This is a genomic window from Burkholderia sp. FERM BP-3421 (assembly GCF_028657905.1).
In the GTDB taxonomy this organism is placed as follows: domain Bacteria; phylum Pseudomonadota; class Gammaproteobacteria; order Burkholderiales; family Burkholderiaceae; genus Burkholderia.
The window spans coordinates 1,436,048-1,459,578 of the sequence record NZ_CP117781.1; the positions used below are offsets into that span (position 1 = coordinate 1,436,048).

The following is a 23,531-nucleotide window of genomic DNA, read 5'->3' on the forward strand; positions in this document are numbered from 1 at the left end:
GCAATGAGCTATACCGATTCGCGTTTCTGGCACCCGATGCTGCATCCGAACGACATGAAGCGCCGCGATCCGATCCGGATCGTGCGCGGCGACGGCTGTCATGTCTACGACGATCGCGGCAATCGCCTCGTCGACGGCGTCGCCGGCCTGTGGAACGTCAACGTCGGCCACAACCGGGCCGAGGTCAAGCAGGCGATCGTCGCGCAGCTCGACGAACTCGAATATTTCCAGCTGTTCGACGGCGTGTCGCATCCGCGCGCGGAGGAACTGTCGGCGCGCCTGATCGACCTGATGGAGCCGGAAGGGATGCGCCGCGTGCTGTATACAGCTCGGGCGGCTCGGATTCGGTCGAGACCGCGCTGAAGATCGCCCGTCAGTACTGGAAAGTACGCGGCCAGGCGGACCGCACCAAGTTCATCTCGTTGAAGCAGGGTTATCACGGCACCCATTTCGGCGGCGCGTCGGTCAACGGCAACACGGTGTTCCGCCGCAACTACGAGCCCAACCTGCCGGGCTGCTTCCACGTGGAAACGCCGTGGCCGTACCGCAATCCGTTCACGCGGGATCCGGAGGAGCTGGCGCGCATCTGCGCGACGCTGCTCGAACGCGAGATCCTGTTCCAGAGCCCGGACACGGTGGCCGCCTTCATCGCCGAGCCGATCCAGGGCGCGGGCGGCGTGATCGTGCCGCCCGCGAGCTACTGGCCGCTCGTGCGCGAGGTCTGCGACCGTTACGGCGTGCTGCTGATCGCCGACGAGGTGGTGACGGGCTTCGGGCGCAGCGGCAGCCTGTTCGGCAGCCGGGGCTGGGGCGTGCGGCCCGACATCATGTGTCTCGCGAAGGGCATTTCGTCGGGCTACGTGCCGCTCGGCGCGACGGTGGTCAATGCGCGGATCGAGGAGGCGTTCGCCGCCAACGCGGATTTCGGCGGCGCGATCATGCACGGCTATACCTACGCCGGCCACCCGGTCGCCTGCGCGGCCGCGCTCGCGAGCCTCGACATCGTGCTGCGCGAAGACCTGCCCGGCAACGCGGCGAAGCAGGGCGCCTACCTGCTCGAGGCGCTGCAACCGTTCGTCGAGCGGTTCGAGGCGGTCGGCGAGGTGCGCGGCAAGGGACTGATGCTCGCGCTCGACCTGGTGGCCGACAAGGCGACCCGCGAGCCGATCGATCCGATGTCGGGCTATGCGAACGCGGTGGCCGAGATCGCGCGTGCGAACGGGGTGCTGGTGCGGCCGGTGGGCACCAAGATCATCCTGTCGCCGCCGCTCGTGATCGGCCGACCGGAGCTGGACCGGCTTGTCGACGGGCTCGCGGCGGGCTTCGCGGAAACGCCGTTCCGCCCGTCCTGACGGCGCCGGCCGGCCGGTTTGCCAATTTGCGCTATGCGCGGGAATATTGGCCTCCGTATGGTCTCGACATCGGACGACACAATCAGGGAGACGACCATGTCGGGTTCACCAGGGTATTCCAGCGCGCCGGCCGCAGCCCCGGCGCAGGCGGGCGGCGCTCAGGCGGCGCTCGCCGCCGGCGCGGTCGGTTTCCCGACGGCGCTCGCGAGCGCCGTCGGCCTCATCATGGCAAGCCCGGTGATCCTCACCGCCACCTCGGGCTTCGGCATGGGCGGCTGGGCCTTCGCGGTCGCGATGCTGATCGCGTTCGTGATGATGCAGGCGCAGGCGACGACCTTCTCCGAGGCGGCGGCGATGCTGCCGACGGCGGGCTCGGTTTACGACTACCTGTCGTGCGGCCTCGGCCGCTTCTTCGCGATCACCGGCACGATCTCCGCGTATTTCCTCGTCCACGTGTTCGCCGGCACGGCCGAGACGATCCTGAGCGGCATCATGGCGCTCGTCAACTTCGAATCGCTGAACGCCGCGCTCGAACGGCACAACAGTTCCTGGCTCGTCGGCGTCGGCCTCGTCGTCCTGTTCGCGTGCACCAACATCATCGGCATCCGCGTGTTCAGCCGGCTCGAGATCGTGCTGACGGCCGGCATGTGGCTGTCGCTGCTGACCTTCGGCGTGCTCGGGCTCGTCGCCGCGCCGGCGGTGCCGCTCGACGGCTGGTTCGGCCGCTCCGAGATCGGCGCGTCGGCGCCCGCGGTGCTGTCGCTCGTCGGCATGGCGATGTTCATGTTCGTCGGCTGCGAATTCGTCACGCCGCTCGCGCCGGAAATGCGCGCGCCGGGCCGCACCATCCCGCGCGCGATGGCGCTCGGGCTGCTCGGCGTCGCGGTGTGCATGTTCATCTACGGCGCGGCGATCAAGCGCCAGGTGCCGAACGTCGCGGTCAGCGCGGACGGGCTCACGCACCTGCTCGACACGCCGGGCGCGATCCCGGCGTTCGCGCTGCAGGTGCTCGGGCCGTTCGGGCGGATCTGGTTCGGCGTCGCGTTCCTGTTCGCGGGCGCGGCGACGATCAACACGCTGATGGCCGGCCTGCCGCGCATCCTGTACGGGATGGCGATCGACGGCGCGCTGCCGAAGTGCTTCGCCTACCTGCATCCGCGCTTTCGCACGCCGGTGGTCGGGATCGTCGTCGCGGCGCTGGTGCCGATCACGCATGCGTGGCTGATCCGCGGCAACCTCGACAGCATCCTGCACCTCGTGCTCGCGGCGACCTGCGCCTGGGGCACCGCCTACCTGCTCGTCACGCTGTCGGTCGTGATGCTGCGGATCCGCCGGCCGGATCTCGCGCGGCCGTACCGGTCGCCGTGGTTTCCGTTGCCGCAGATCGTGTCGAGCGTCGGGATCGTATTGGCGATCTGGTATATCGCGCCGCCCGGCATGAACAGCCGCGACATCTACGTGCCGTTCGGCGCGATGCTCGGCCTGACCGCGCTCTACGCGCTGTTCTGGACCGTGGTCGTGCAGCGCAAGCATCCGTTCCGGCCGGTGCCGGTCGAGGAAGTGCTGCGCAACGAGCACGTGGCGCGCGCGTGAGGTCCGCCGTGTCCGAATCGGGCGCAGCGCAGCCGCGCGGCTGGCGGCGCTGGTTCGCGCCGGGGCCGGCGCCGGGCTATCGCGCGGGCGCGACGCTCGCACGGGTGGCGCGCGATCTGCAGGCGGCGTCGTGCGAAGCGGACGGCGTCGTCGCCGCGCGCGGGCGGTTGACGCTGGACGGCGGCCTCGCGCTGGCGGCGGAGGAGTGCGTCGAGCGCCAGTTCCTGATGCACACGGTGCTGGTGCGCCTGAGCCTGAAGGTACCGGGGCCGGCCGCGCGCGGGCGCGCGACGATCGGCCAGCAGGGCTGGTGGCGGCGTACCGGCGTCGCCGCGCGGCTCGGACCCGATGCGGACGACGCGTTCGCGCGCCGCGTGGCCGCGCTGCTCGATACCGCCGCACTGGGGCGGGCGCTCGCGGCGCTCGATCTGACATACTGTGCGATCGACGCGGATGCGCACGGCTGGACGCTGTGCGTCGTGCCGTTCGGCGGCAGCGAAGTGGTGAGCCGGATGCCGTCGTTCCGGCGCTATATCCGCGTGACGGATGCGCAGCGCGCGGCGCTGCTGGCGGCGTTCCAGGCCTTCGCCGCCGGGCTCGCGCAAATTTGACGCGGTTCAAGCCGTGCGTGACGCATGCCGCGCAAGCCGCCCGCCCGCGCGGCGGGCGAGGCTCTCACCGGAGACACCCATGCTGTTCCAGTCGCGCTCACTCGAAGACGTCCACGACCACGGGCTCGCGGTCGCGGGCTGGCACCAGACCTATCGTCAGATGACGCCCGGGCGCTTCAAGGGCACGGTGACGCAGGTGCTGTACGACGACTTCCATTTCTTCCGCGAGACCCTGAACCGGCGCGTCGCGCAGACGGGCACGGCGCCCGCGTCGAGCACCTCGCTCGCCGTGCCGCTGCTCGCGCCGCTGATCGGCACCTTCCAGGGGCAGCAGGTCGACGGCTACGCGCTGCTGGCGCTGCGCGCGGGAGAGGATTTCGAATTCCATACGCCGGAGGGGATGCGGCTCGTCGGGATCAGCGCGGGCTCCGACATGATCGACGAGCAGTGCGAGGTCGAGCTGGGCATGGGCATGGGCGAGGGCCGCCGGCTGCGGCACGTGATCCGCCTGACCGGAGAGCAGGGGCTGGCGCTGGGCGGCCGGCTGTCGTCGTGCATCGACGATGCGCAGCGCAGCCCGGCCTGGCTCGAATACGCGGCCACCCGTCGCATGTTCCGCGACACCATGCTCGGTGTGTTCCTCGACTTCCTCGCGGGCGCGGTCGGCGACGAGCGGCGCGACATCACGCACGCCACCTACAGCGACATCGTGCGGCGCTGCGAGCGCTACCTGCGCGAGCGGCCCGAGGAGCCGGTGACGGTGCTCGAACTGTGCCGCGCGCTGCGCTGCAGCCGCCGTACGCTGCAGACGAGCTTCCAGCGCGTCGCCGACGTGACGCCCGTCACGTACCTGCGCACGATCCGCCTCAACGCGGTGCGCCGGCTGCTGCGCACGACCGGGGTGGAAGATCTGTGCGTCGGCGAGGCCGCGGCGCGCTGGGGGTTTACCCATCTCGGCTATTTCGCGCGCGAATACCGCGACCTGTTCGGCGAATTGCCCTCGCAAACGTTGCGCGCCGCGTGACGGCGCGTCGCGCGCATGCATTTGCCGATTTGGGATATAGAGGGTTTTTTTCGCTGGATAGAGTCCCATCACACCTTCAATCAGCACTGTTGATTTGCACTGCAAAGCAACGGATTCAATGGGGATGGGACATGAAGATCGGAGCATGGGTCGCGGCCGGGATGGCGGGCGCGTTGGCCACGGCCGCGCACGCGCAGAGCAGCGTGACGCTGTACGGCACGGTGGACACGGGCATCATCTATTCGAGCAGCCAGCAGACCACGCGGGCCGACGGCTCGACGCACGGCGGCCCCGCGTGGCAGATGGGCGGCGGCAATCTGGTGCCGTCGCGCTGGGGGCTGCAGGGCACGGAGGACCTGGGGGGCGGCTGGAAGGCGGCGTTCCAGCTGGAGCAGCAGTTCCTGTCCGCGAGCGGGCAGGAACTGCAGAGCGGCGCGGCGTTCAGCCGGCAGGCCTGGGTCGGGTTGCGCAACGACGCGGTCGGCACGCTCGGGCTGGGGCGCCAGTACGATTCATATACCGATTTCCTCGGCGCGTACGTGTCGAGCAACAGCTGGTCGACGCCTTATGGTTCGCATCTGGGCGACGTCGACAACCTGAACGCCGCGTTCAATTTCAACAACGCGCTGAAGTTCACGAGCGTCGATTTCAACGGGTTCACGTTCGGCGGCACGTTCAGTCTCGGCGGGCAGGCGGGCAACTTCGCGGCGAAGCGCGGGTATGCGCTGGCGGCCGCCTATAATCGCGCGCCGTTCTCGCTGAGCGCCGGCTACATGAACCTGCGGCAGCCGCTCGACGCGGCGCTGGGCGGCGCGAACGGCTATATCGGCGATTTCTCGTGCGCGAATCCGGGCGCGATGTATTGCAGCCTGCAGGACGCGCAGTCGCTGAAGGTGCTGGGCGTGGGCGGTTCCGTCACGTTCGGCGGCGCCACGGTGGCGCTGACCTATACGCATACGCGGCTCGGCGACAGCGCGTTCTTCGCGAGCAGCGCGCGGCCGCGCGGCGACACGGTGGTGTTCGACATCGCGGAGCTGAATGCGACGTATGCGTTCACGCCCGCGCTGCGCGGCGGCCTCGCGTACATCTTCAATCGCGCGAAACCCGACGGCGTGGCGGCGACGCGCTTCCATCAGGTCAATCTCGGCGCGAACTACAGCCTGTCGAAGCGGACCGCGCTGTATGCGGTCGCGATCGGGCAGATCGCATCGGGACGCGGGCTGGGTACGGGGGCGGACGGCGAACCGGCGGACTACGCGCAGATTCCGGTGCTGAACAACAGCAATTCGAATCGGCAACTGGCGTTGATGGCGGGGATCAAGATGGACTTCTGAGCGTGAAGGGGGAGAGGCGGCGGGAGGCGAATCGGCGCCCCCCGCCGCCTCACGCCGCCTCACGCAGTACGACCCGTTACGCCGGCCGTGACTTTTCCCTCGTTCATGCGCGATCCCGGCGGTCCTATGCTTTCCAGGCAGCATCCTTACCTGGAGAGATCATGAGACCGTTCATCGATATTTCGCACGTTGCAAACGATCCGGCATTCGTCAATCTGGATCATGTGTTCGGCCTGGCCGGCCGAGTCACCTTGTACAACAGCGCCACGACCGATCCCGAAGCGTTGCGGTATCTCGACGCGATGGTCAACGTGCTCGATCGCGACGATTTCGCCCGCGAGCAGATCCGTCAGCGCGGATTGGGGCACGCGGCCGGAAGCGCGCTTGCCGCGCTGGAGTATGCGCGGCGCACGATTCAGGGCAATCCGCCGGCCACGCCGTTCAACGCGCAGTCCGCGCCGGATCGGCTCGTGCTGACGCCCTGAGGCACGGGGCTTGGCACGAGCGCGTGTCGGTTTTTTTTCAACCGGTGCGCTTCATCGTTGCCGTTGGGGCGCCCTGCGAACGAGGCATGCCGTTCGAGCTTGAGCCGGCGGGATTTCCGGATTCGCGGGGTATTTGCCTGATGTGGCGCACGGGGTGATGCAGGCGTTGCCGTGGCGCGCGTTTCATGGGTACCGCATGGAGTCATGAGATGAACATTCACCCGATTCGAAACGAGGCCGATTACGATACTGCTTTGAAGGCGGTGTCTGTTCTCATCGATGCCGATCCGGCGCCTGGCACCCGGGAAGGCGACGAATTGGAGATCTTGGCGATCCTGATCGAGCGCTACGAGAATGAATATTTCCCGATGAAATGACCGCGCCGTAACCGGGCGCAGGGCGTAGATTCCTGCGGGATGCAGTGACGGATGTGTTAGGCATGCGAACGGATTGATTTAGGGTTTACCCGGATATCGATATTGTTCTTTGTGAGTTGTAATGAAGCCGAAAAATCATGTTTTCGATGTGATTTTATTTTTTGTTAATTGGAATTGAAAATTGAGCGAAAAAAATTTATTCAAGCCGTTTTTGTGTTTCGCTGCATTTGTTGTCGTATCTAACGCTGGAGCCGACTGCAGGGTGCCGATGACGGTGGCGGGAAGGACTTTCGTTAATGTTGTTGATGATCAGTACTCACCACAAAACCCGAATGCCGGAAGTGTTTTGAAGGTTGATTTTGGTAATGGCGTGTATGATCTCAAGATTCTTCAGACTGGACAAAGCGTTCGAGGGGCTTATCAATACAGTGCTTTGGCTCCCAATGTCGGTCAATTGAGAATGAAGGAAAATTTTGATGGGCAGATTTCTGATTATACAGTTACGCTGGTATGCTTGACTGATTTTTCTGGTACTCTCGTGACCACGCAGTGGCAGGGTGCTATCAAACCAGATATTCGCCAGAATTCAGGTCGTTATAACATACTGAAGTAGATTGGGTGATTTTGAATTTTTTTTGAATTCATGCTAAAGATGTGGACTGCGTGTCGTTCGGTAACGAAACGTCGTCTGTATGACGCGACATTTCGTGTTTCGGGCATAACATGACGCCACACAGGAGCGTTTATGTCACGCAAACCGAAAGCCCGCACGGGCGAACGCTTCTTCCAATGCTTCGACGGCATGTACGGCTTCCAGCGTGATCGCCACCCGGTGCGAGAGAACCTTGCGGCTTGCCCAGTCCACCACCGCCGTCAGATCATGGCTTGCCGAGCGTGACCAGCATCCCCGCGACGAACATTCGCCACGGCGAGCGCGCCTGCGGCAGGTCGCCCGCGCCGGCCTCGGCCGGCGCCGACCACATCTTCCAGGCCAGGAACAGCAGGTAGCCGACGCCCGCGAGCTTCAGCACCAACAGCCCCGTCGAGAACGTGCGCGCGAACACCGACAAACCCGCCACCGCGAGCGTGAGCCACAGCACCTCGCCGATCCACGTCGCCGCGAGAAACGGCAGCACGTCGCGAAACCGTTGGTCAGCACGCGCGCGGCCAGCGCGGCAATGCTCGGGCCGGGCGTGCAGCCCATGGCGATGAGGGCGAAGGAGAAGGCGAGGGCGGCGAGGCTCGATGCGGCCATGGCGGCATGCGGCTCGGTGGGCGGGAAACGAAGGACATCGCGCAGCGCGCGCGACGAAATGTGCGACGCGGGGCTGCGAATGATCGAAGGAATTGATTATAGTGCGTCCGTTCCGACTCACAGGATGACCGCACCTTGGCCGAGCTTCCCTTGTCCCCCTCGATCCGCATCCGCGCCGCGTTGCCGCGCGAAGCCGACGCGATGGCCGCCGTCGAGGCGGCCGCCGCGCAGCGTTTCCACGCGATCGGCATGTCGCACATCGCCGAGAGCCCGCCGACCGGCCGCGCCGACCTGCTCGCGCGCATCGAGGCCGGCCGCGCGCTGGCGGCCGTCGACGAAACGGACACGCTCGTCGCGTTCGCGATCTACCGGATGCTGGACCCCGCGCGGCTTTATCTGGAGGAACTGGATGTGCTGCCCGCCTGCGCGGGCCGGCGCATCGGCGCGGACCTGATCGAGGCGGTCGCGGCGCGTGGCCGCGGGACGGGGGCGTCGGCACTGGTGCTGTCGACGTTCCGCGACGCGCCCTGGAACGCGCCGTACTACAGCCGCCTCGGCTTCTCGATCCTGGCCGACGATGCGCTCGACCCGCTGCTCGTCACGGTGCGCGCCGCGCATGTCGCGGGCGGCCTCGACGAATCGCGGCGGGTCTTCATGCACCGCGCGCTGGACGCGCGCGCGGCCTGACGCGCGCCGTTACGCGGCGCTGTCGAGCGCCGGGTAGTCGACGTAGCCGGTTTCGCCCTTCGCGTAGAAGGTCGCCGGGTTCGGCTGGTTGAGCGGCGCGTTCAGTTCGAAGCGGCGCGGCAGATCCGGATTCGCGATGAACAGCTTGCCCCAGGCCACCGCGTCGGCTTCGCCGGACGCGAGCGCCTGCTGCGCGCCGTCGAGCGTGAAGCTCTCGTTCGCGATGAACGGGCCGCCGAACGCCTGCTTCAACTGCGGACCGATAGGTTCGTTGCCGAACGACTCGCGGGCGAACAGGAACGCGATCTTGCGGCGCCCCAGCTCGCGGGCGACATAGCCGAAGGTCGCGAGCGGATCGGAATCGCCCATCGTGTGCGCGTCGCCGCGCGGCGCGAGGTGCACGCCAACGCGTTGCGCGCCCCACACGTCGATCGCCGCGTCGACCACTTCGAGCAGCAGCCGCGCGCGGTTCTCGATCGAGCCGCCGTAGGCGTCGGTGCGGTGGTTCGTGCTGTCCTGCAGGAATTGGTCGAGCAGGTAGCCGTTCGCGCCGTGCACCTCGACGCCGTCGAAGCCGGCTGCCTTCGCATTCTCGGCGCCGCGCCGGTAGGCGGCCACCACGCCCGGGATCTCGTCGAGTTCGAGCGCGCGCGGCGTCACGTACGGCCGCTCCGGACGCACGAGGCTCACATGGCCCTTCGGTGCGATCGCGCTCGGCGCGACGGGCAGTTCGCCGTCGAGGAACACAGGGTCGGAGACCCGGCCGACGTGCCACAGCTGCAGGAAGATCCGGCCGCCGGCCTGATGCACGGCGTCCGTCACGAGCTTCCACCCTTCGACCTGCTCTTGCGACCAGATGCCGGGCGTCTCGGCGTAGCCGACGCCTTGCGGCGTGACTGAAGTGGCCTCGCTGAGGATCAGGCCGGCCGACGCGCGCTCCGCGTAGTAGCGGGCCATCAGCGCGTTGGGCAGGCGCGCCTCGCCGGCGCGGGCGCGCGTCAGCGGCGCCATGATGATGCGGTTCGGCAGCGTGAGATCGCCGACGGTCAGGGGATCGAACAGGGACGGCATGGTAAGGACCTCTTATCAAGTGGAACGGCACGCCCGCATACAGGCGGGGCCGGCTGGCGTCACAGGCCGCGGTGCAGTTCGTCGAGAAACGCCTGGATCACGGGTTCGTCGCGTTTGAAGAAGGCCCACTGGCCGACGCGCGTCGACGTGATCAGCCCGGCCCGCTGCAGCGTGGCCAGATGGGCGGACACGGTCGATTGCGACAGGCCGCAGCGCGCGTCGATCTGGCCCGCGCAAACGCCGTCGTGAAACGGATGCGTCTGCGCGTTGAAGTACCGTTCGGGTTCCTTCAGCCACGCGAGAATCTCGCGGCGGACCGGATTGGCAAGCGCTTTGTGGATGGCGTCGGTGTCGATCGTCATGGGGACAGGTTCAATCGCTGGAATACGTGTATCGTTGGTTTCCGAATCATATATCGGGATATCGCGATATGTCGAAAGACATTGGTCGGGGTAGGGATACCGGCCTCGACGCGGCCGGCTTCCGTCAAGGGCTCAACGCAGCCCGCCGCGCGGCAATCCCGGCGGGGGGCCGGTATCCGTCAGGCTGAAGGTCGGCATCGACGCCGGGCAGTGGAATGCCTTCAGCACGGGGCTCGTCAGGGGATTCGCGGCGGTGCCGGGGCTCGCGATATCGAGCACGGCGCGCCGGTCGTCGAAATCGAGCGCGATGCGCGTGCGTCCGGGCGTCGCGGTCTCGATCACGCGGCCCTTTTGCAGCAGCCGCAGCAGCGCCCAGGGACCATCCGCCGACAGCGTCGAGGTATCGGGCCGGATCCGCGGCTCGGCCGTGACGTCCACATGCGCGCCGCCGCGCGGTCCCGGCCAGTTCATCGTGCGTGGCGCGACCGGGCCGTGCTGGTAGAGCATCGTCTGTCCGTCGACGTCGATCGCGAGGCTCGTGATCGACGGATCGAGTTCCGGCACGCGCAGGTCGATCTTCCACGCAAGCTGCTTCTGGCCGGGATCGCTGAAGAACACGTCGCGGATCGCCTTGGCCTGCTGGAACGGTTCGAGATCCGGTCCCTGTACGGGCTCGGTGGCGCCAGGCAGCGTCCGGTAGCGCCACGGTCGCGTGGACGTGTCGACGAACGGGGCGAGCGTCTTCACGAAGAAGTCGTCGAGGAGGCCGCCTTGCGCGAAGACCCGCGTGAAGTCGTCGATGCCGACGTCGCGGCGGCTGTCGGCGGAGAACGGAAAGTTGCCGGCGATCGCGAGCCGGCAGGTATCGCCGATCGTCGCCTCCAGCTGTCGCGACAACAGCAGCCCGATGCCCCGGTTGACCTCGCGCGATCCCTGCTGCGTCAGTTCGAGCAGCACGGCGCGCAGCGGCGCGGGCATCGCGTCGGCGGTCATCTGCAGTTTGGCCGCGGCATCGATCGGCGGCGGCACGCTGTTGTTGGACAGCGCTTCGTTCGCAACGGTCAGGGCCGTGTAATAGTCGTTCAGCTGGCTCGTCACGCCGTCGAGCCCGGTTTTCCCGGCCGGCGCGGCCGCGGGGCGGATGCCCGCGGGCAGGTCGGCGTCACCCGTCACGAGGTCGCGCAGCAGGGCGAAATGGTCGTCGACGAGCGTGCGTTCCAGGCGGGCGTCGACGTGCGCGTCGAGCGCCTTGACCACCGCCGCGCCGCCGGCTTTTTGCAGCGCGTCGCGCTCGGTCGCGACGACCGGCCGGGTGAGGGTGGTCTCGCGCACCGCCGCGCGCGCGAGCCGCACGAGCGGCGAGTCCGGCGCGACGAAGCCGCGCAGCACCAGCAGATTGAAGGCGAGGCTCGTACCGCTCACGGTGCGGATGTCGGCGAGGAACGCATCCCATTGCTGCACATATTCCTGCAGGTATTGCCGGCGGATGGCCTCGGTCAGCGGATCATCCGGTGCGGCGACCGCGCGCGCGAACGCCGTCGTTTTTTTTTGAGCGTCGTTCAGATCGGCGCGGCCCATCGCCCAGGCGTCGTCGTCGCGCGCGATCTGCACGAATTCGGGCAGGCGCTTGTCGAACAGGCGCCAGTATCCGTCGTAGGTGAACAGCCCGGGCACGCCGTGCGCGAGCGGCGCGCCGCTCGCACGCGTGAAGACGGTCCCGGCTTGCGGCCCGACGGCCCGGATCAGCGTGAAATCGTCCGGCGCGCTCGCCTGCATCGCCGATTTGGCCCGTTCGTAGAGCCGTTCGGTCGCGTTGGTGCCGTTGAGGAGCGTGCGCGCCTGCTGGATCAGCGCGTCGTTGCGGATCAGCGGCGATTGCACGATGCGCCCGCCGGAAAACAGCTGCCCGACGTGCGTGATCATCGACGCACGGCTGCCGTAGACCGCGGCGCTGTCGGTGCCGGCCCAGTCGTCGAGCACCCAGGCCTGCACCTGCGCGGCGTCGAAGCGTTGCTTGTCGTACAGCATCAGGTAGACGCGCAGCGCGCCGTAGGTGAGCTTGGGATCGCGGGTGACGATGCCCTGTTCGAGAACCGTCTCGATCCGCTTCACGATCTGCGGCATCAACAGGTTGTCTTCGAGCGCATCGTAGGTGCGGCGGCTTTCCGCGACGATCCCGGGCGGCGTGTACAGGCCGTAGCGCCATGCGCCGTCCGGCGCCGACAGGTCGAGCCCGGTATAGGCGGCCAGGCGGGCCGCGTCGCTCAGCACGTCGGGCACGGCTTCGGGATGCGGGGTCTTGTACAGCTGGCTGACGCGTGCCGTGAGCGCGGCGGTCTTGCGGCCGATCGCATCGAGATAGTCGCTGTTGTTGCCGGCGCTGACGCGCAGGCCGAGCGCGAGCCAGACGAACAGCAGCAGCGCGAGCGCATGGCCCGCGATGCCGAGTGTGCGGAACCGGTATTCCCAGCGCAGGTTCGGCTGCACGAGATGCGCGTCCGGCACCACCAGGCGGGTCAGCAGATCGTGCAGGAAAAAGCTCTGATTGCCTTCGTGCGGCGGGGCGGGCGCGGCGCTCGCGCGTCCGGGCGCGGCCGCGAGCCGCTGCGCGACGGTGTGCGGATCGGCGGCGACCTGTTCGCCGGTTTGCGCGGCGCTCGTGAAATACACGCCGCGCAGCGTCGAATGGTGTTGCGTGTCGTCGTAGCGCGAGTCGAGGAAGACCTGGTCGATCAGCTCGGCGAGTGGGCGCGTCAGCACGAGGAATTCCTCGGCCAGCAGGGTCAGGCGGCGCCGCCGGGCCGTGTCGTGCTCTTCCAGCAGGCGCGCGTTGACGCCCGCGGCGACGCGCGCGGCCAGGGCGTCCAGCTCGTCCGCGCAGCGCGCGTGGAGGCCGTCGTTCGCGATGGTCTCGGTGCCGTACGGCAGCGTGAAGCCCCACGGCTGCGCGCGGCCCTCCGTGGTCAGCGAACCGAAGTACTCGACGAAGCCGGGCAGCTGGTCCATCTTGGTGATCAGCAGGTAGACGGGGAAGCGGATGCCCAGCCCGGCGCGCAGCTCGGCGAGACGGGCGCGCAACGCGGCGGCCTGCGCGTGGCGCGCGCGCTCGTCGGCGCTGGCCAGTTCGCCGACATCGAGGGTCAACAGCGCGCCGTTGATCGGCGTGCGCGGACGATGCTTGCGCAGCAGGCGCAGGAAGCCGTGCCATTCGTCCGCGTCGACCCGATGCCGCCACGAGTCGTCGGCGTCGGCCGGATCCGCGGGCTCGTCGGGGGCAGGCTGACGCGGCAGCGCATGACGCGACGAGCCGTGCTGCGTGTAATGGCCCGCGGTGTCGATCAGCACGGCGTCGTTGGTCAGCCACCAGTCCGCCGTGCCGTCCTGGCTCGCGAGCAACGCCGCGGCGCGCTGCATCTGCCCCGCGATCGGGAACGAGAGCCCGGCGTTCAGGAGCGCGGTGGTCTTGCCCGCGCCGGCCGGGCCGAGCGTCAGGTACCACGGCAGTTCGTACAGATAGCGCTTGCCCTGGAACAGGCGGGCGAGGCCGCGCACGCCGGTGCGCACCGCTTTCAGGCGCGCGAGCGCGCCGACGAGCGTCGCATCGACCTTGGCGAGGCGGCCCGCAGCGGGCGACGCGGGCTTGTGCTTGCCGAACTCGAGCAGGTTGTGAAGGAGCGCGGGATCCGCGCGCATCCTGCGCAGCAGCCGGACCAGCAGGTAGAGCAGATACAGCGCGATCACGGCGGCGATCGCCAGCGCGCGGGCCGGCGCCGCGACGAACGGCGCGCTCTGGCCGAACGCGAGCAGCGGCGCTGCATGCCAGATCAAGACGCACAGCAGCGCGACCGGCACCACGCTGATCGACCACTCCGCGAGCCACAGCAGCACGCCGCCCAGCAGCAGCGCGATCACGAGGACGCGGATGCCGACGCCCGCGAGCGGCGCCAGGCCCCCGAACGTGACGAACGGTCCGACGAACCACACCAGCAGCGCCGCGGTCAGCAGGGCGGCGAAGGCCAGAAACGGGCGCGATATCAGGAAGGAAAGGAATTTGTTCATGACGGGATTCCCGGATCGTCTGGCGAGGGGTCAGTGCTCGACCGTGATGTCGACGCGCCGGTTCAGCGCGCGGCCGGACACGGTTCCGTTGTCGCCGACCGGCTCCGCCTCGCCCTTGCCGAGCGCCTCCAGCCGACCCGGCGGCACGCCGGCGGCCTGCAGCATCTGCATCACCTGGGTCGCCCGCTCCTCGGACAACGCGGCGTTCGACGCGAAGGCGCCGTTGCGCACCGGCTGCTTGTCGGTGTAGCCGAGCACCGTCACCTTGCCGGGCACGCGGGCGATCTCGCGGGCAATCGTCGCGATCAGCGGCGCCATCGCGGGATTCACGGCGGCCGCGCCAGGGGGAAACATCGCATCGCTGCGGAAGACCAGCGTGCTGCGATGGTCGTTTTCGTCGACCTGCACGAGCCCGCTCGCGATCTCGTTCGCGAGCAGGTTCTTCAGGCGCAGCGTGGGCGCGGCGGCGGGCGGCGTCATGCGGCCCAGCTCGGCGATCTCCTTTTGCAGGTCGGCCGCGCGGGTGGAGAGCGTGTACTTGAAGTAGCCGAACAGCGCGAGCAGGATCAGCGACAGCGCCGCGACCGTGATCCAGACCGGGAAGTCACGGAACGACAGGCGCTTGCCGCGCGCGCCGGGCTGCCAGTGCGGCGACAGCGCGACCGAGACCGGGCCGCGTTGCGCGGCCAGCGCGTTGTAGATCCGTTGCCGCACCGTCTCGTGCTTGCGCTGGCCGTCGGCTTCGTAACGGTAACGGCCCTCGAACCCGAGGCTCAGCAGCCGGTACGCGACTTCGAGCAGGTCCAGGTGTTCGTGCGGCGCATTCATCAGCCGTCCGATCAGCAGGTAGACCTTGTCGCCGCCTTGCCGGTCCTCGTGAAAGGTGGTCGCGAGACCGTCGCTGATCCACGCGCCGAGGCTGCCGTCGCCCGTGCGCGCCCAGCTCGTCTGCATCGCGGCCTCGTCGAGCGCGGTGCACAGGCAGTAGCGCGCGCCGAGCATGTGGTCGCGGCGGATGTTCGCCTGCTCGCACAGCCGCTGGAACATGCGGACCTCCTGTTCGAGCAGCCGCCGCAACTGCTGGATGCCGTCGCGGTCGAGCCCGTCGGGCATGTCCGCGAGCGCGCGCAGCAGCGGACGCGCGGCCTCCAGCAGCGGATTGCGCGCGGCCTGGACGGCGGCGAAGCGCGCGGCGGGGGATTCTGCGGCAGGCGATCCTGCGGCAGGCGATCCTGCGGCATTCGCGCCGCCCGACCATGCGAAGGGCGCGGCGGCGGGATCGCGCGATTCCGGAGCGGCCGCGTCCGGATGATGCAAGGCTTCTTGGCTCACTGATCTTCTCCGGTTCGTTCGTGACGGCTCCGCTAGCCGCGGATGCCCCACAGTTCCAGCCTCAGGGCGGGAAAATCGCCCGCGACGTGCAGCGCGAGCCCGCCGTGGCGCGCCACTTCTTCCCACAGCGGCCCGTTGCGCACGAGCTCGTAGTACACATAGCCCGCGTTGAAGGGGAGCTGCCGGGGCGGCACCGGCAGGGCCTGGAGCCCGATGCCGGACAGGTGGCTGCGCACCAGGTCGGGCAGGCGCTCGGACGGCCCCGCCTTCGCCTGGGCGACGAACTGCTGCTGCAGCACGTCGGGCGGCATCTGCGCGTGCACGGCGAGCACGACCGCGCTGAAGCCCTGCATGTCGACGGGATCGACCACCGCATTGCGCATCCCGTGCCCCTGGTCCGCGAGCGGGATGCTCTGCGCGCTGCGCACCAGCACGGCGTTCAGCAGCCGATGGGTATCGTCGACGACGGGCTTCAGGCACAGGTGCGGCGCGTCGTGCTGGTACGGCGGATGCGAATCGAGCGGCCGGCGCGTGTCGACGCGCACGTAGGTGGACAGTTCGCCCGCCATGCCGATGAGCAGCGCGTAGAGATCGGCGGGCGAGGTGCTCGGCACGCGCTGCAGGTGCCGCAGCAACGGCTCGTAGCGATTGAGCGCCTGCAGCAGCAGGTAGTCCGAGACTTCGGCCGTGGTGCCGGGGCGGCCGTCCGCGCCGGTCAGCCGCTCCGCGAGCCCGCTCGCGCGCAGGCGCGTGAGATCGAGGATCTTCGCGAGCCAGCTGCTCAGCATGTCGCTCGCGCCGTAGCCGATCACCGGCGGCGTCAGCGTATCGTCCAACTCGATGCCGGCATCCGCGCGGATCGCCTTGACGCGGGTCAGCGCGAGGCCGATCCACGCATCCGTCAACTCCTTCTCGGGGAGCAGCCGCAAGCGCAGGTTCGCGAGCTGGACCGTTTTCGGACCCTGGCCGATCGAGTTCGTGTCGCGCAGGTCGGTGTCGAACACGACGTAGCGCGCGAGCGATTCGGCCGCATGGTCGAACGTGGTTTCCTCGCGGTTCGGCACGCGGATCGGCACGGCGAGATAGATCAGCTGGTCCAGGTGCTCGGGCCGGATCGTCAGCGGCGCGGGCGGCGGGGTGCTGCCCGGCGCGTCGAACGGCGTGCCGTCGGCGAACACGCCGCTCGCCGATTTGACGATGATCTTGCCGAGCGCCGGCGCCTCGGTGTCGAGGCTGTAGTGACTGAAGCCGAAGAAGAACGGCGAGAGCGGCGCCGCGCGCTTGTGCGCGTACTGCTCCAGGTAGCGTTCCTGCTGCTGGAACAGTTGCGGGCGCATGAACAGGCCCTCGCTCCAGACCACCTTGTTAGTCCAGCTCATGATTGCGTTCCGCCGTTCGGGTCATTTTGCGGTTTCGGTGACGTTGATCGCATGGGTGTCGAGGTCGATGTTCAGTTTCACGCGCGGCGACGAGAAGCGATACCACTTCGCATCCGGCGCGGCGGGCAGCGGATAGACCGCGCGCCAGACCGAATGCGGCAGGTCGCGGTAAGCCGCGACGACGCCGAGCGCTGTGGCGGCCGGGTCCTGGTCGCGGCGGATCGTCCGGTGCTCGCCGGGCCGCAGCTGGAACCGGTCGCGGCTCGCGAGATCGTCCGCGAGCACCGTCCGGTCCTTGTCCTGCAGCGAGAAGAAATCGGCCGCGCGAAAGGCGCCGTCGGTCTTCAGCTGGTAGAGGCTGACGACGATCGGCGCGGCGCGGTTGCGGTCGTCCGGGTTGACGGTCGGCGCGGCGTTCACGACGAGGTCGAGACGGATCGTTTGCTTCGCCGCGGGTGCGCCGTTCGCGCACGCGGCGAGCGCGAGCGCGCAGGCGAACCCGCAGACAGGAGAGATCGGACGCATGCCAGTGACCAGGTGGAATGGATCGGGGCGGGCGCATCCGGCGGCGCTCGGAGCCGCCGCCGGATGCGCGGGTCCGCCGTTCAGGCTTCCTTGTTGCCCTTGATGTCGAAGCTGGTCGTGACGGCGCCGCCGCTGCCGCCCTGCGCGTTCTGCACGACGTACTCCTGCTTCACGCGCGCGAACGACAGGGACACCGTCTCGCGGCTGAGTGCATGGTCGATGCTGTTGCCAGACGGGTGGACGCGCGTGACGATCACGTCGCTCATCGTGAGCTTCAGGTATTCGAGCGGATTGCCGCCCGCCTTGCGCATCACGAGCACGGCCTGGTCGACATGCTTGCCGGTCAGCGCGTATTTCATGAGGTTCGGGCTGGCGCGATCGATCGCGTGCTCGAACGTGAGATCGCGGACCGACGCCTTGCCTGCGCCGCCGCCGCTGCCGGCATGCATCGACGATTCCTGCAGGATCTGCCAGTCCCAGCTCAATACCTCGATTTCGTCCTTGTGGCTTTCATCGAGCGATTCGCCGTTGATGCCGTCGATCTTCAAGAAAATATCCTGAGCCATGTGCTTGCTCTCTGTGGTGAATGACAATGAAGAAGGCCGGACGCGCGGGGCGCTGCGCGTCGGGTTCGCGCGTCCGGCCGGCCGAGGCTGCCGCCCCGCGTGGACTCAGGCGGCCTCCTTGATCGAGGGCAGCTTCGCGACCAGCCGCAGCGACACGGTCAGGCCTTCCAGCTGGAAATGCGGCCGCAGGAAGAACTTCGCCTGGTAATAGCCGGGATTGCCTTCCGCTTCCTCGACCAGCACTTCGGCCGCCGCGAGCGGGCGGCGCGCCTTGGTGTCCTGCGAGGAATTGGCCGGATCGGCGTCGACGTAGTTCATGATCCATTCGTTGAGCCAGCGCTGCATGTCCTCGCGCTCCTTGAACGCGCCGATCTTGTCGCGCACGATGCACTTCAGGTAGTGCGCGAAGCGCGAACACGCGAACAGATAGGGCAGGCGCGCCGACAGGTTCGCGTTCGCCGTGGCGTCCGAATCGTCGTATTCCGCGGGCTTGTGCAGCGATTGCGCGCCGATGAAGGTCGCGTTGTCGGTGTTCTTGCGGTGCACGAGCGGAATGAAGCCGTTCTTCGACAGCTCGGCCTCGCGCCGGTCGGAGATCGCGATCTCGGTCGGACACTTCATGTCGACGCCGCCGTCGTCGGTCGGGAAGGTATGGCACGGCAGGTTGGCGACCGTGCCGCCCGATTCGACGCCGCGGATCAGCGAGCACCATCCGTACTGCCGGAACGAGCGGTTGATGTTCACGCCCATCGCATAGGCGGCGTTGGTCCACGCATAGCGGCGGTGATCGGCGCCGTCCGTGACTTCCTCGAAGTCGAATTCGTCGACCGGGTTGGTGTGCACGCCGTAGGGCAGGCGCGACAGGAAGCGCGGCATCGCGAGGCCGATGTAGCGCGCGTCGTCCATGTTGCGCAGCGAATTCCACGACGCGTATTCGAGATTCTGCGTGAAGATCTTGGTGAGATCGCGCGGATTCGCCAGCTCCTGCCACGACTCCATCTGCAGCACCGACGGCGACGCGCCCGAGATGAACGGCGTGTGCGCCGCCGCCGCCACTTTCGCGATCGAACCCAGCAGGTCGACATCGGGCGGCGTGTGGTCGAAGTAGTAGTCGGCCATCAGGCAGCCATACGGCTCGCCGCCGAGCTGGCCGTATTCCTCCTCGTAGATCTGCTTGAACAGCGGGCTCTGGTCCCAGGCCTGGCCCTTGTAGCGTCGCATCGCGCGGCGCAGCTCCTCCTTCGAGATATCCATGAAGCGGATCTTCAGGCGCTCGTCGGTCTCGGTGTTCGACACCATGTGATGCAGCCCGCGCCAGGCGGATTCGATCTTCTGGAAATCCTCGTCGTGGAGGATCAGGTTGATCTGTTCGGACAGCTTCTGGTCGATCCGCGCGATGATCGACGCGATGCTCTTGTACGCATCGTCGCTGATCGTCGCGGCCTGTTGCAGCGCCTGCTCGGCGAGCGTGCGCACGGCGTACTCGACTGCCTCGCGGGCCTGTTCGGTCTTGGGCCGGAACTCGTGCGTGAGCAGGCGGGCGAAATCCGACTCGGTCTGCGGCGCGTCGGCGAGCGCCGTCGATGCTTGCGTTTTCTTCATGATGGCTTCCTCGGAAACGAAGATGGGATGGCGATCGGTCACCGTGCGTCGGTCTCGCGGCCGGCGCCGTCCGCGTCGTCGGCGGGCGGTTTCGGCGCGGCCGCGAGCGCCTGGAGCAGCGCCGTGTCCTGCAGCAGCTGATTCACGAGCGCCTCGGCTCCCGACTTGCCGTCCATGTAGGTCTGCAGGTTCGCGAGCTGGGTGCGCGCCTCGAGCAGCCGGCGCAACGGCTCGACCTTGCGCGCGATCGCGGCCGGCGAGAAATCCTCGATGCTCTCGAACGTCATGTCGACCATCAGTTGCCCGTCGCCCGTCAGCGTGTTGGGCACCGCGAATGCGACGCGCGGCCCGACCGCTTTCATGCGCTCGTCGAAGTTGTCGATGTCGATGTCGAGGAAGCGCCGGTCGGCCACCGACGGCAACGGCGTGACCGGTTTGCCCGACAGGTCGGCCAGCACGCCCATCACGAACGGCAGCTCGACCTTCTTCTCCGATCCGTAGACTTCGACGTCGTATTCGATCTGCACCCGCGGCGCGCGGTTGCGCGCGATGAATTTCTGAGAACTGCCGGATGTGGACATGCGTGACTCCATGAACGAAGGAAAGGCGGGCAGGCGCTAGGCGGCCTGCCCGGCGGAAACCGGCGTCGGTGCGGACGTCGCCGGAGCCTTGAGGCTCGGGCGGAACACGAGCGCGTCCTGTGCCGGCGCGGCTGGATCCGCTACGCCAATCCCGATGTGCGCGAGCACGGCGTGCGTGTCCAACGTGTCGAGCCACAGCGCGGCGAGGCGCGGCAGCACGTATTGCTCGATGAAACCGACCAGCACCCGCGCGCCGGTTTCCTGCACGAGGCAGCGCTCGACGATGTAGGCGAGCACGGCGTCGTCGTAGTCGACCGCGATGTGGTGCTGTTGCGCCATGCGCGCGACCACGCGATCGAGGTGCAGGCGCACGATGCGCGACAGCGCGGCGGGGTCGAGGGGCCGATACGGCACGACGCTCACGCGGCCGAGGAAGGCGGCGGGAAACGTCTTCAGCAGTTCGGACAGCAGCGCGTCGCGCAGGCCCGCGGCGTCGGGCGCGCAGGCCGGATCGGCGCACAGGGCCGCGCACAGCGCCGCGCCGGCGTTGCTCGTCAGCAGGATCGTCGTGTTGCGGAAGTCGATGAAGCGACCGTCGCCGTCTTCCATGTAGCCCTTGTCGAACACCTGGAAGAACATCTCGTGCACGTCGCCGTGGGCCTTCTCGATCTCGTCGAGCAGCACCACCGAATACGGGCGTCGCCGCACCGCCTCGGTCAGCACGCCGCCCTCGCCGTAGCCGACGTACCCGGGCGGCGCGCCCTTGAGCCCGGAAATCGTGTGCGCCTCCTGGTACTCGCTCAGATTGATCGTGATCAGGTTCTGCTCCCCGCCATACAGCGCCTCGGCCAGCGCCAGCGCGGTCTCGGTCTTGCCGACGCCGGACGGTCCGGCGAGCAGGAACACGCCGAGCGGCTTGCGCGGATCGGTGAGCCGCGCGCGCGCGGTCTGCACGCGTTCGCTGATCTGGCGCAGCGCCTCGGTCTGGCCGATCACGCGCGCGGCGAGGGTCGCGGGCAGGGTGCGCACCGCCGCGACCTCGTCGGTCACCATGCGGCCGAGCGGAATGCCGGTCCAGTCGGACACGATCTCGGCGACGATCGCCTCGTTGACTTCCGGGAACACGAGCGGCTGCTCGCCCTGGGCGGCGACGAGGCGGCGTTCGAGCGAGCGCAGCGCCTCGCCGTCGCCCGGCCCGGGCTCGTTCGCCAACGCCGCGGCGCGGGCGTCCAGCAACGCTCGCGCCGCTTCGGCCTGGGCCTGCCAGCGCGCGTCGAGCGCGGCCTCGTCGGCGCTCAAGGCCGCGATGCGCGCCCGGGCGTCGCCGTCCGCCTGTTCGGCGGCCAAACCGAGGCGGGCTTCCTGCGTGAGCAGCGCGAGTTCGACGCGCGCCGCGTGCAGGCGCTGACGCAGGTGCTGCAATTCGCGCGGCGCGGCATGCTGCGACAGCGCGACCCGCGCACAGGCGGTGTCGAGCAGGCTGATCGCCTTGTCGGGCAACTGGCGCGACGGGATATAGCGATGCGACAGCGCCACCGCCGCGCGGATCGCCTCGTCGCGCACCACGACGCCGTGGTGCCGCGCGAACATCGGCGCGAGCCCGCGCACCATGTGGATCGCCGCGGCTTCCTCGGGCTCCTGCACCTGCAGCACCTGGAAGCGGCGCGTCAGCGCGGGATCCTTCTCGATGTAACGCTTGTACTCGGCCCACGTGGTGGCGCCGATGGTGCGGATCGTGCCGCGCGCGAGCGCGGGCTTCAGCAGGTTCGCCGCGTCGCCGGTGCCGGCCTGGCCGCCCGCGCCGATCAGCGTATGGATCTCGTCGACGAACAGGATCACCGGCGAGGGCGACTTCGCGGCCGCCTCCAGCACGCCTTTCAGGCGGGCCTCGAATTCGCCCTTCAGGCTCGCGCCGGCGAGCAGGGCGCCGACATCGACGCTCATCAGGCGGACGTCGGCCAGCTTCGGCGGGACGTCGCCCTGCGCGATCGCCAGCGCGAGTCCTTCCACCACGGCGGTCTTGCCGACGCCCGCCTCGCCGGTGAGGAGCGGATTGTTCTGGCGGCGGCGCAGCAGCACGTCGATCATCGTGCGGATCTCCAGCTCGCGTCCGACCACGGTGTCGATCTCGCCGTTGCGTGCGCGCGCAACCAGATCCGTGCAGAACGGGTCGAGCGGCGTGCCCGCCGGCGATGCGCCGGCCGCGGCTGCGGCGTCGGGCGCGGTCAGGTCGGGCGCGCCGGCTTCGGGCGAGCCGTCGATCCAGCCGGCGAGCCGTTCGTCGAGCCCGTCGGCCGGCAGCTTCGCGAACGTCGGCGAGATCGACAGCAGCACGCGGCGCAGTTCCGGCGTGCCCGCCAGCGCGGCGACGAGCCACGCGCCCCGGATGCGCCGGTCGCCGAATTGCAGCGTGGCCAGCAGCCAGGCGCGCTCGACCGCCGTTTCGACGTGGTGCGAGAAATCGCTGACCGCACCGGCGCCGGCGGGCAGGGCCGCGAGCGCGCGCGCCATGTCGCGCTCGAGCGCATCGCGTTCGATGCCGGCGTGCCGGACGATCCGATGCAGGTCGGAATCGGCTTGCTGGAGGATCTGGTGGAGCCAGTGAACCAGCTCCACGTAGGGATTGGCGCGCAGCTTGCAAAAGGCGGTCGCCGACTCGATGGCCTTGAAGAGACTGCCGTCGAGCTTGCTGAACAACGCCTGACGTGAAATCGCCATGAAGAATCCTTCTCTCTGCGTTACCCCGTCACGATTTTCAGCGCGATGCGTATTGGAATCGGTCCGTGGATTATTTTTTAAAGCGCTCCGGTTTGAATTTTTCCGGAGTGGTCGGTGTTTGATTTTGATTTTTGGGGAATCGAATTGGAGTGGATTATTTTGCCGCGCTTAATTGGCGGTCAACTACCATAAATGGGTGGTTATTTATTTGAAGAAATTGGATGAGTGTTTATTTTATCGAAACGGCCGATTGTCAAATTTTGACAATATCCGGGAAATGTAGGTGGACAAAGGCATTGCGCTGGTATCAAATGGTTTTTGGCGATCCTTTGAATGCGTCATCGCCGCATAAAATAAAGTGTCGATTCTGATTTTGGATGGCATTGGAAGGCGCTTTGTTTATTAACTAATGAGGCCAATGTAATGCGTCTTATTGGATGGTGATTGCGCGACCGCGAGAAGTAATCGGGCGGATGTATCGAAATTCGTTCCGATTCGAATTTTCGACTGATATCCACGATTAATCGGGGTGACCATGCTCGTCTTTAAATGGCTTCGGCGCAGCAAGGCGGATTCCCGCGAGCCCGATACGGGGCGGCGGGGCCGCGGGACGACATC

18 protein-coding genes and 2 pseudogenes are annotated in these 23,531 nt (G+C 67.8%); 9 read left to right on the forward strand and 11 right to left on the reverse strand.

The window, feature by feature from the left end:
• Positions 1–3: 3 nt before the first annotated feature.
• The 8 genes and pseudogenes from Bsp3421_RS09305 to Bsp3421_RS09340 all read left to right on the forward strand — a co-directional run bounded on the left by Bsp3421_RS09305 (position 4) and on the right by Bsp3421_RS09340 (position 7,389).
• Positions 4–1,352: pseudogene (locus Bsp3421_RS09305) on the forward strand (aspartate aminotransferase family protein).
• A 96-nt stretch (positions 1,353–1,448) separates the two neighbouring features.
• Positions 1,449–2,945, forward strand: a complete 1,497-nt coding sequence (locus Bsp3421_RS09310; protein ID WP_273998184.1) for an APC family permease — start codon at positions 1,449–1,451, stop codon at positions 2,943–2,945.
• A gap of 8 nt (positions 2,946–2,953) precedes the next feature.
• Complete coding sequence (locus tag Bsp3421_RS09315) at positions 2,954–3,556, forward strand: DUF3156 family protein (protein ID WP_273998185.1); 603 nt, start codon at positions 2,954–2,956, stop codon at positions 3,554–3,556.
• Between the two features lie 79 nt (positions 3,557–3,635).
• Positions 3,636–4,580 carry a helix-turn-helix domain-containing protein gene (locus tag Bsp3421_RS09320; RefSeq protein WP_273998186.1) on the forward strand — a complete coding sequence of 315 codons (945 nt, stop codon included), beginning with the start codon at positions 3,636–3,638 and terminating at the stop codon, positions 4,578–4,580.
• Between the two features lie 131 nt (positions 4,581–4,711).
• Complete coding sequence (locus Bsp3421_RS09325; protein ID WP_273998188.1) at positions 4,712–5,914, forward strand: porin; 1,203 nt, start codon at positions 4,712–4,714, stop codon at positions 5,912–5,914.
• Positions 5,915–6,075: 161 nt separating this feature from the next.
• A complete protein-coding gene (locus Bsp3421_RS09330) occupies positions 6,076–6,399 on the forward strand; it encodes a hypothetical protein (RefSeq protein ID WP_252986970.1) in 324 nt (107 codons plus the stop codon).
• Between the two features lie 209 nt (positions 6,400–6,608).
• Positions 6,609–6,776: a hypothetical protein gene (locus Bsp3421_RS09335; RefSeq protein WP_337995276.1), complete on the forward strand. Its 168-nt coding sequence runs from the start codon at positions 6,609–6,611 to the stop codon at positions 6,774–6,776.
• A gap of 181 nt (positions 6,777–6,957) precedes the next feature.
• Complete coding sequence (locus Bsp3421_RS09340; RefSeq protein WP_273998191.1) at positions 6,958–7,389, forward strand: hypothetical protein; 432 nt, start codon at positions 6,958–6,960, stop codon at positions 7,387–7,389.
• 268 nt (positions 7,390–7,657) lie between these two features.
• Here the strand turns inward: Bsp3421_RS09340 and Bsp3421_RS09350 are convergent.
• A pseudogene (locus Bsp3421_RS09350) lies at positions 7,658–8,031 on the reverse strand (LysE family translocator); the annotation flags it as partial.
• 201 nt (positions 8,032–8,232) lie between these two features.
• On the opposite strand from Bsp3421_RS09350, the gene Bsp3421_RS09355 reads away from it, so the two are divergent.
• Positions 8,233–8,718 (forward strand): GNAT family N-acetyltransferase, encoded by a 486-nt coding sequence (locus Bsp3421_RS09355; RefSeq protein ID WP_273998334.1) that lies wholly within the window; start codon positions 8,233–8,235, stop codon positions 8,716–8,718.
• Between the two features lie 9 nt (positions 8,719–8,727).
• Here Bsp3421_RS09355 and Bsp3421_RS09360 read toward each other — a convergent pair whose 3' ends face one another.
• From Bsp3421_RS09360 to tssH, 10 genes are all read right to left on the reverse strand, one after another.
• Entirely contained in the window at positions 8,728–9,789 is a 1,062-nt protein-coding gene (locus tag Bsp3421_RS09360; protein WP_273998192.1) for an alkene reductase, read from the reverse strand.
• A gap of 59 nt (positions 9,790–9,848) precedes the next feature.
• Entirely contained in the window at positions 9,849–10,151 is a 303-nt protein-coding gene (locus Bsp3421_RS09365) for an ArsR/SmtB family transcription factor (RefSeq protein ID WP_273998193.1), read from the reverse strand.
• 132 nt (positions 10,152–10,283) lie between these two features.
• A complete protein-coding gene (gene tssM, locus Bsp3421_RS09370) occupies positions 10,284–14,210 on the reverse strand; it encodes a type VI secretion system membrane subunit TssM (RefSeq protein ID WP_273998194.1) in 3,927 nt (1,308 codons plus the stop codon).
• Between the two features lie 30 nt (positions 14,211–14,240).
• Positions 14,241–15,527 (reverse strand): type VI secretion system protein TssL, long form, encoded by a 1,287-nt coding sequence (tssL, locus tag Bsp3421_RS09375; protein ID WP_443111504.1) that lies wholly within the window; start codon positions 15,525–15,527, stop codon positions 14,241–14,243.
• A gap of 47 nt (positions 15,528–15,574) precedes the next feature.
• Positions 15,575–16,921, reverse strand: a complete 1,347-nt coding sequence (gene tssK / locus Bsp3421_RS09380) for a type VI secretion system baseplate subunit TssK (protein WP_273998199.1) — start codon at positions 16,919–16,921, stop codon at positions 15,575–15,577.
• Positions 16,922–16,942: 21 nt separating this feature from the next.
• Positions 16,943–17,446 carry a type VI secretion system lipoprotein TssJ gene (tssJ, locus tag Bsp3421_RS09385; RefSeq protein ID WP_273998201.1) on the reverse strand — a complete coding sequence of 168 codons (504 nt, stop codon included), beginning with the start codon at positions 17,444–17,446 and terminating at the stop codon, positions 16,943–16,945.
• Between the two features lie 80 nt (positions 17,447–17,526).
• A complete protein-coding gene (locus tag Bsp3421_RS09390; protein WP_273998202.1) occupies positions 17,527–18,012 on the reverse strand; it encodes an Hcp family type VI secretion system effector in 486 nt (161 codons plus the stop codon).
• A 105-nt stretch (positions 18,013–18,117) separates the two neighbouring features.
• Positions 18,118–19,614 carry a type VI secretion system contractile sheath large subunit gene (gene tssC, locus Bsp3421_RS09395; RefSeq protein WP_273998204.1) on the reverse strand — a complete coding sequence of 499 codons (1,497 nt, stop codon included), beginning with the start codon at positions 19,612–19,614 and terminating at the stop codon, positions 18,118–18,120.
• 38 nt (positions 19,615–19,652) lie between these two features.
• Entirely contained in the window at positions 19,653–20,195 is a 543-nt protein-coding gene (gene tssB, locus Bsp3421_RS09400) for a type VI secretion system contractile sheath small subunit (protein WP_273998206.1), read from the reverse strand.
• Positions 20,196–20,231: 36 nt separating this feature from the next.
• Positions 20,232–22,913: a type VI secretion system ATPase TssH gene (gene tssH, locus Bsp3421_RS09405; RefSeq protein ID WP_273998208.1), complete on the reverse strand. Its 2,682-nt coding sequence runs from the start codon at positions 22,911–22,913 to the stop codon at positions 20,232–20,234.
• Positions 22,914–23,531: the final 618 nt, after the last annotated feature.

Bases quoted from the DNA above. Each gene is read 5' to 3' on its own strand.
- Bsp3421_RS09310 (WP_273998184.1), top strand. From the start codon at position 1,449: ATGTCGGGTTCACCAGGGTATTCCAGCGCGCCGGCCGCAGCCCCGGCG.
- Bsp3421_RS09320 (WP_273998186.1), top strand. From the start codon at position 3,636: ATGCTGTTCCAGTCGCGCTCACTCGAAGACGTCCACGACCACGGGCTC.
- Bsp3421_RS09325 (WP_273998188.1), top strand. From the start codon at position 4,712: ATGAAGATCGGAGCATGGGTCGCGGCCGGGATGGCGGGCGCGTTGGCC.
- Bsp3421_RS09330 (WP_252986970.1), top strand. From the start codon at position 6,076: ATGAGACCGTTCATCGATATTTCGCACGTTGCAAACGATCCGGCATTC.
- Bsp3421_RS09335 (WP_337995276.1), top strand. From the start codon at position 6,609: ATGAACATTCACCCGATTCGAAACGAGGCCGATTACGATACTGCTTTG.
- Bsp3421_RS09355 (WP_273998334.1), top strand. From the start codon at position 8,233: ATGGCCGCCGTCGAGGCGGCCGCCGCGCAGCGTTTCCACGCGATCGGC.
- Bsp3421_RS09360 (WP_273998192.1), bottom strand. From the start codon at position 9,789: ATGCCGTCCCTGTTCGATCCCCTGACCGTCGGCGATCTCACGCTGCCG.
- Bsp3421_RS09365 (WP_273998193.1), bottom strand. From the start codon at position 10,151: ATGACGATCGACACCGACGCCATCCACAAAGCGCTTGCCAATCCGGTC.
- tssM (WP_273998194.1), bottom strand. From the start codon at position 14,210: ATGAACAAATTCCTTTCCTTCCTGATATCGCGCCCGTTTCTGGCCTTC.
- tssK (WP_273998199.1), bottom strand. From the start codon at position 16,921: ATGAGCTGGACTAACAAGGTGGTCTGGAGCGAGGGCCTGTTCATGCGC.
- tssJ (WP_273998201.1), bottom strand. From the start codon at position 17,446: ATGCGTCCGATCTCTCCTGTCTGCGGGTTCGCCTGCGCGCTCGCGCTC.
- Bsp3421_RS09390 (WP_273998202.1), bottom strand. From the start codon at position 18,012: ATGGCTCAGGATATTTTCTTGAAGATCGACGGCATCAACGGCGAATCG.
- tssC (WP_273998204.1), bottom strand. From the start codon at position 19,614: ATGAAGAAAACGCAAGCATCGACGGCGCTCGCCGACGCGCCGCAGACC.
- tssB (WP_273998206.1), bottom strand. From the start codon at position 20,195: ATGTCCACATCCGGCAGTTCTCAGAAATTCATCGCGCGCAACCGCGCG.
- tssH (WP_273998208.1), bottom strand. From the start codon at position 22,913: ATGGCGATTTCACGTCAGGCGTTGTTCAGCAAGCTCGACGGCAGTCTC.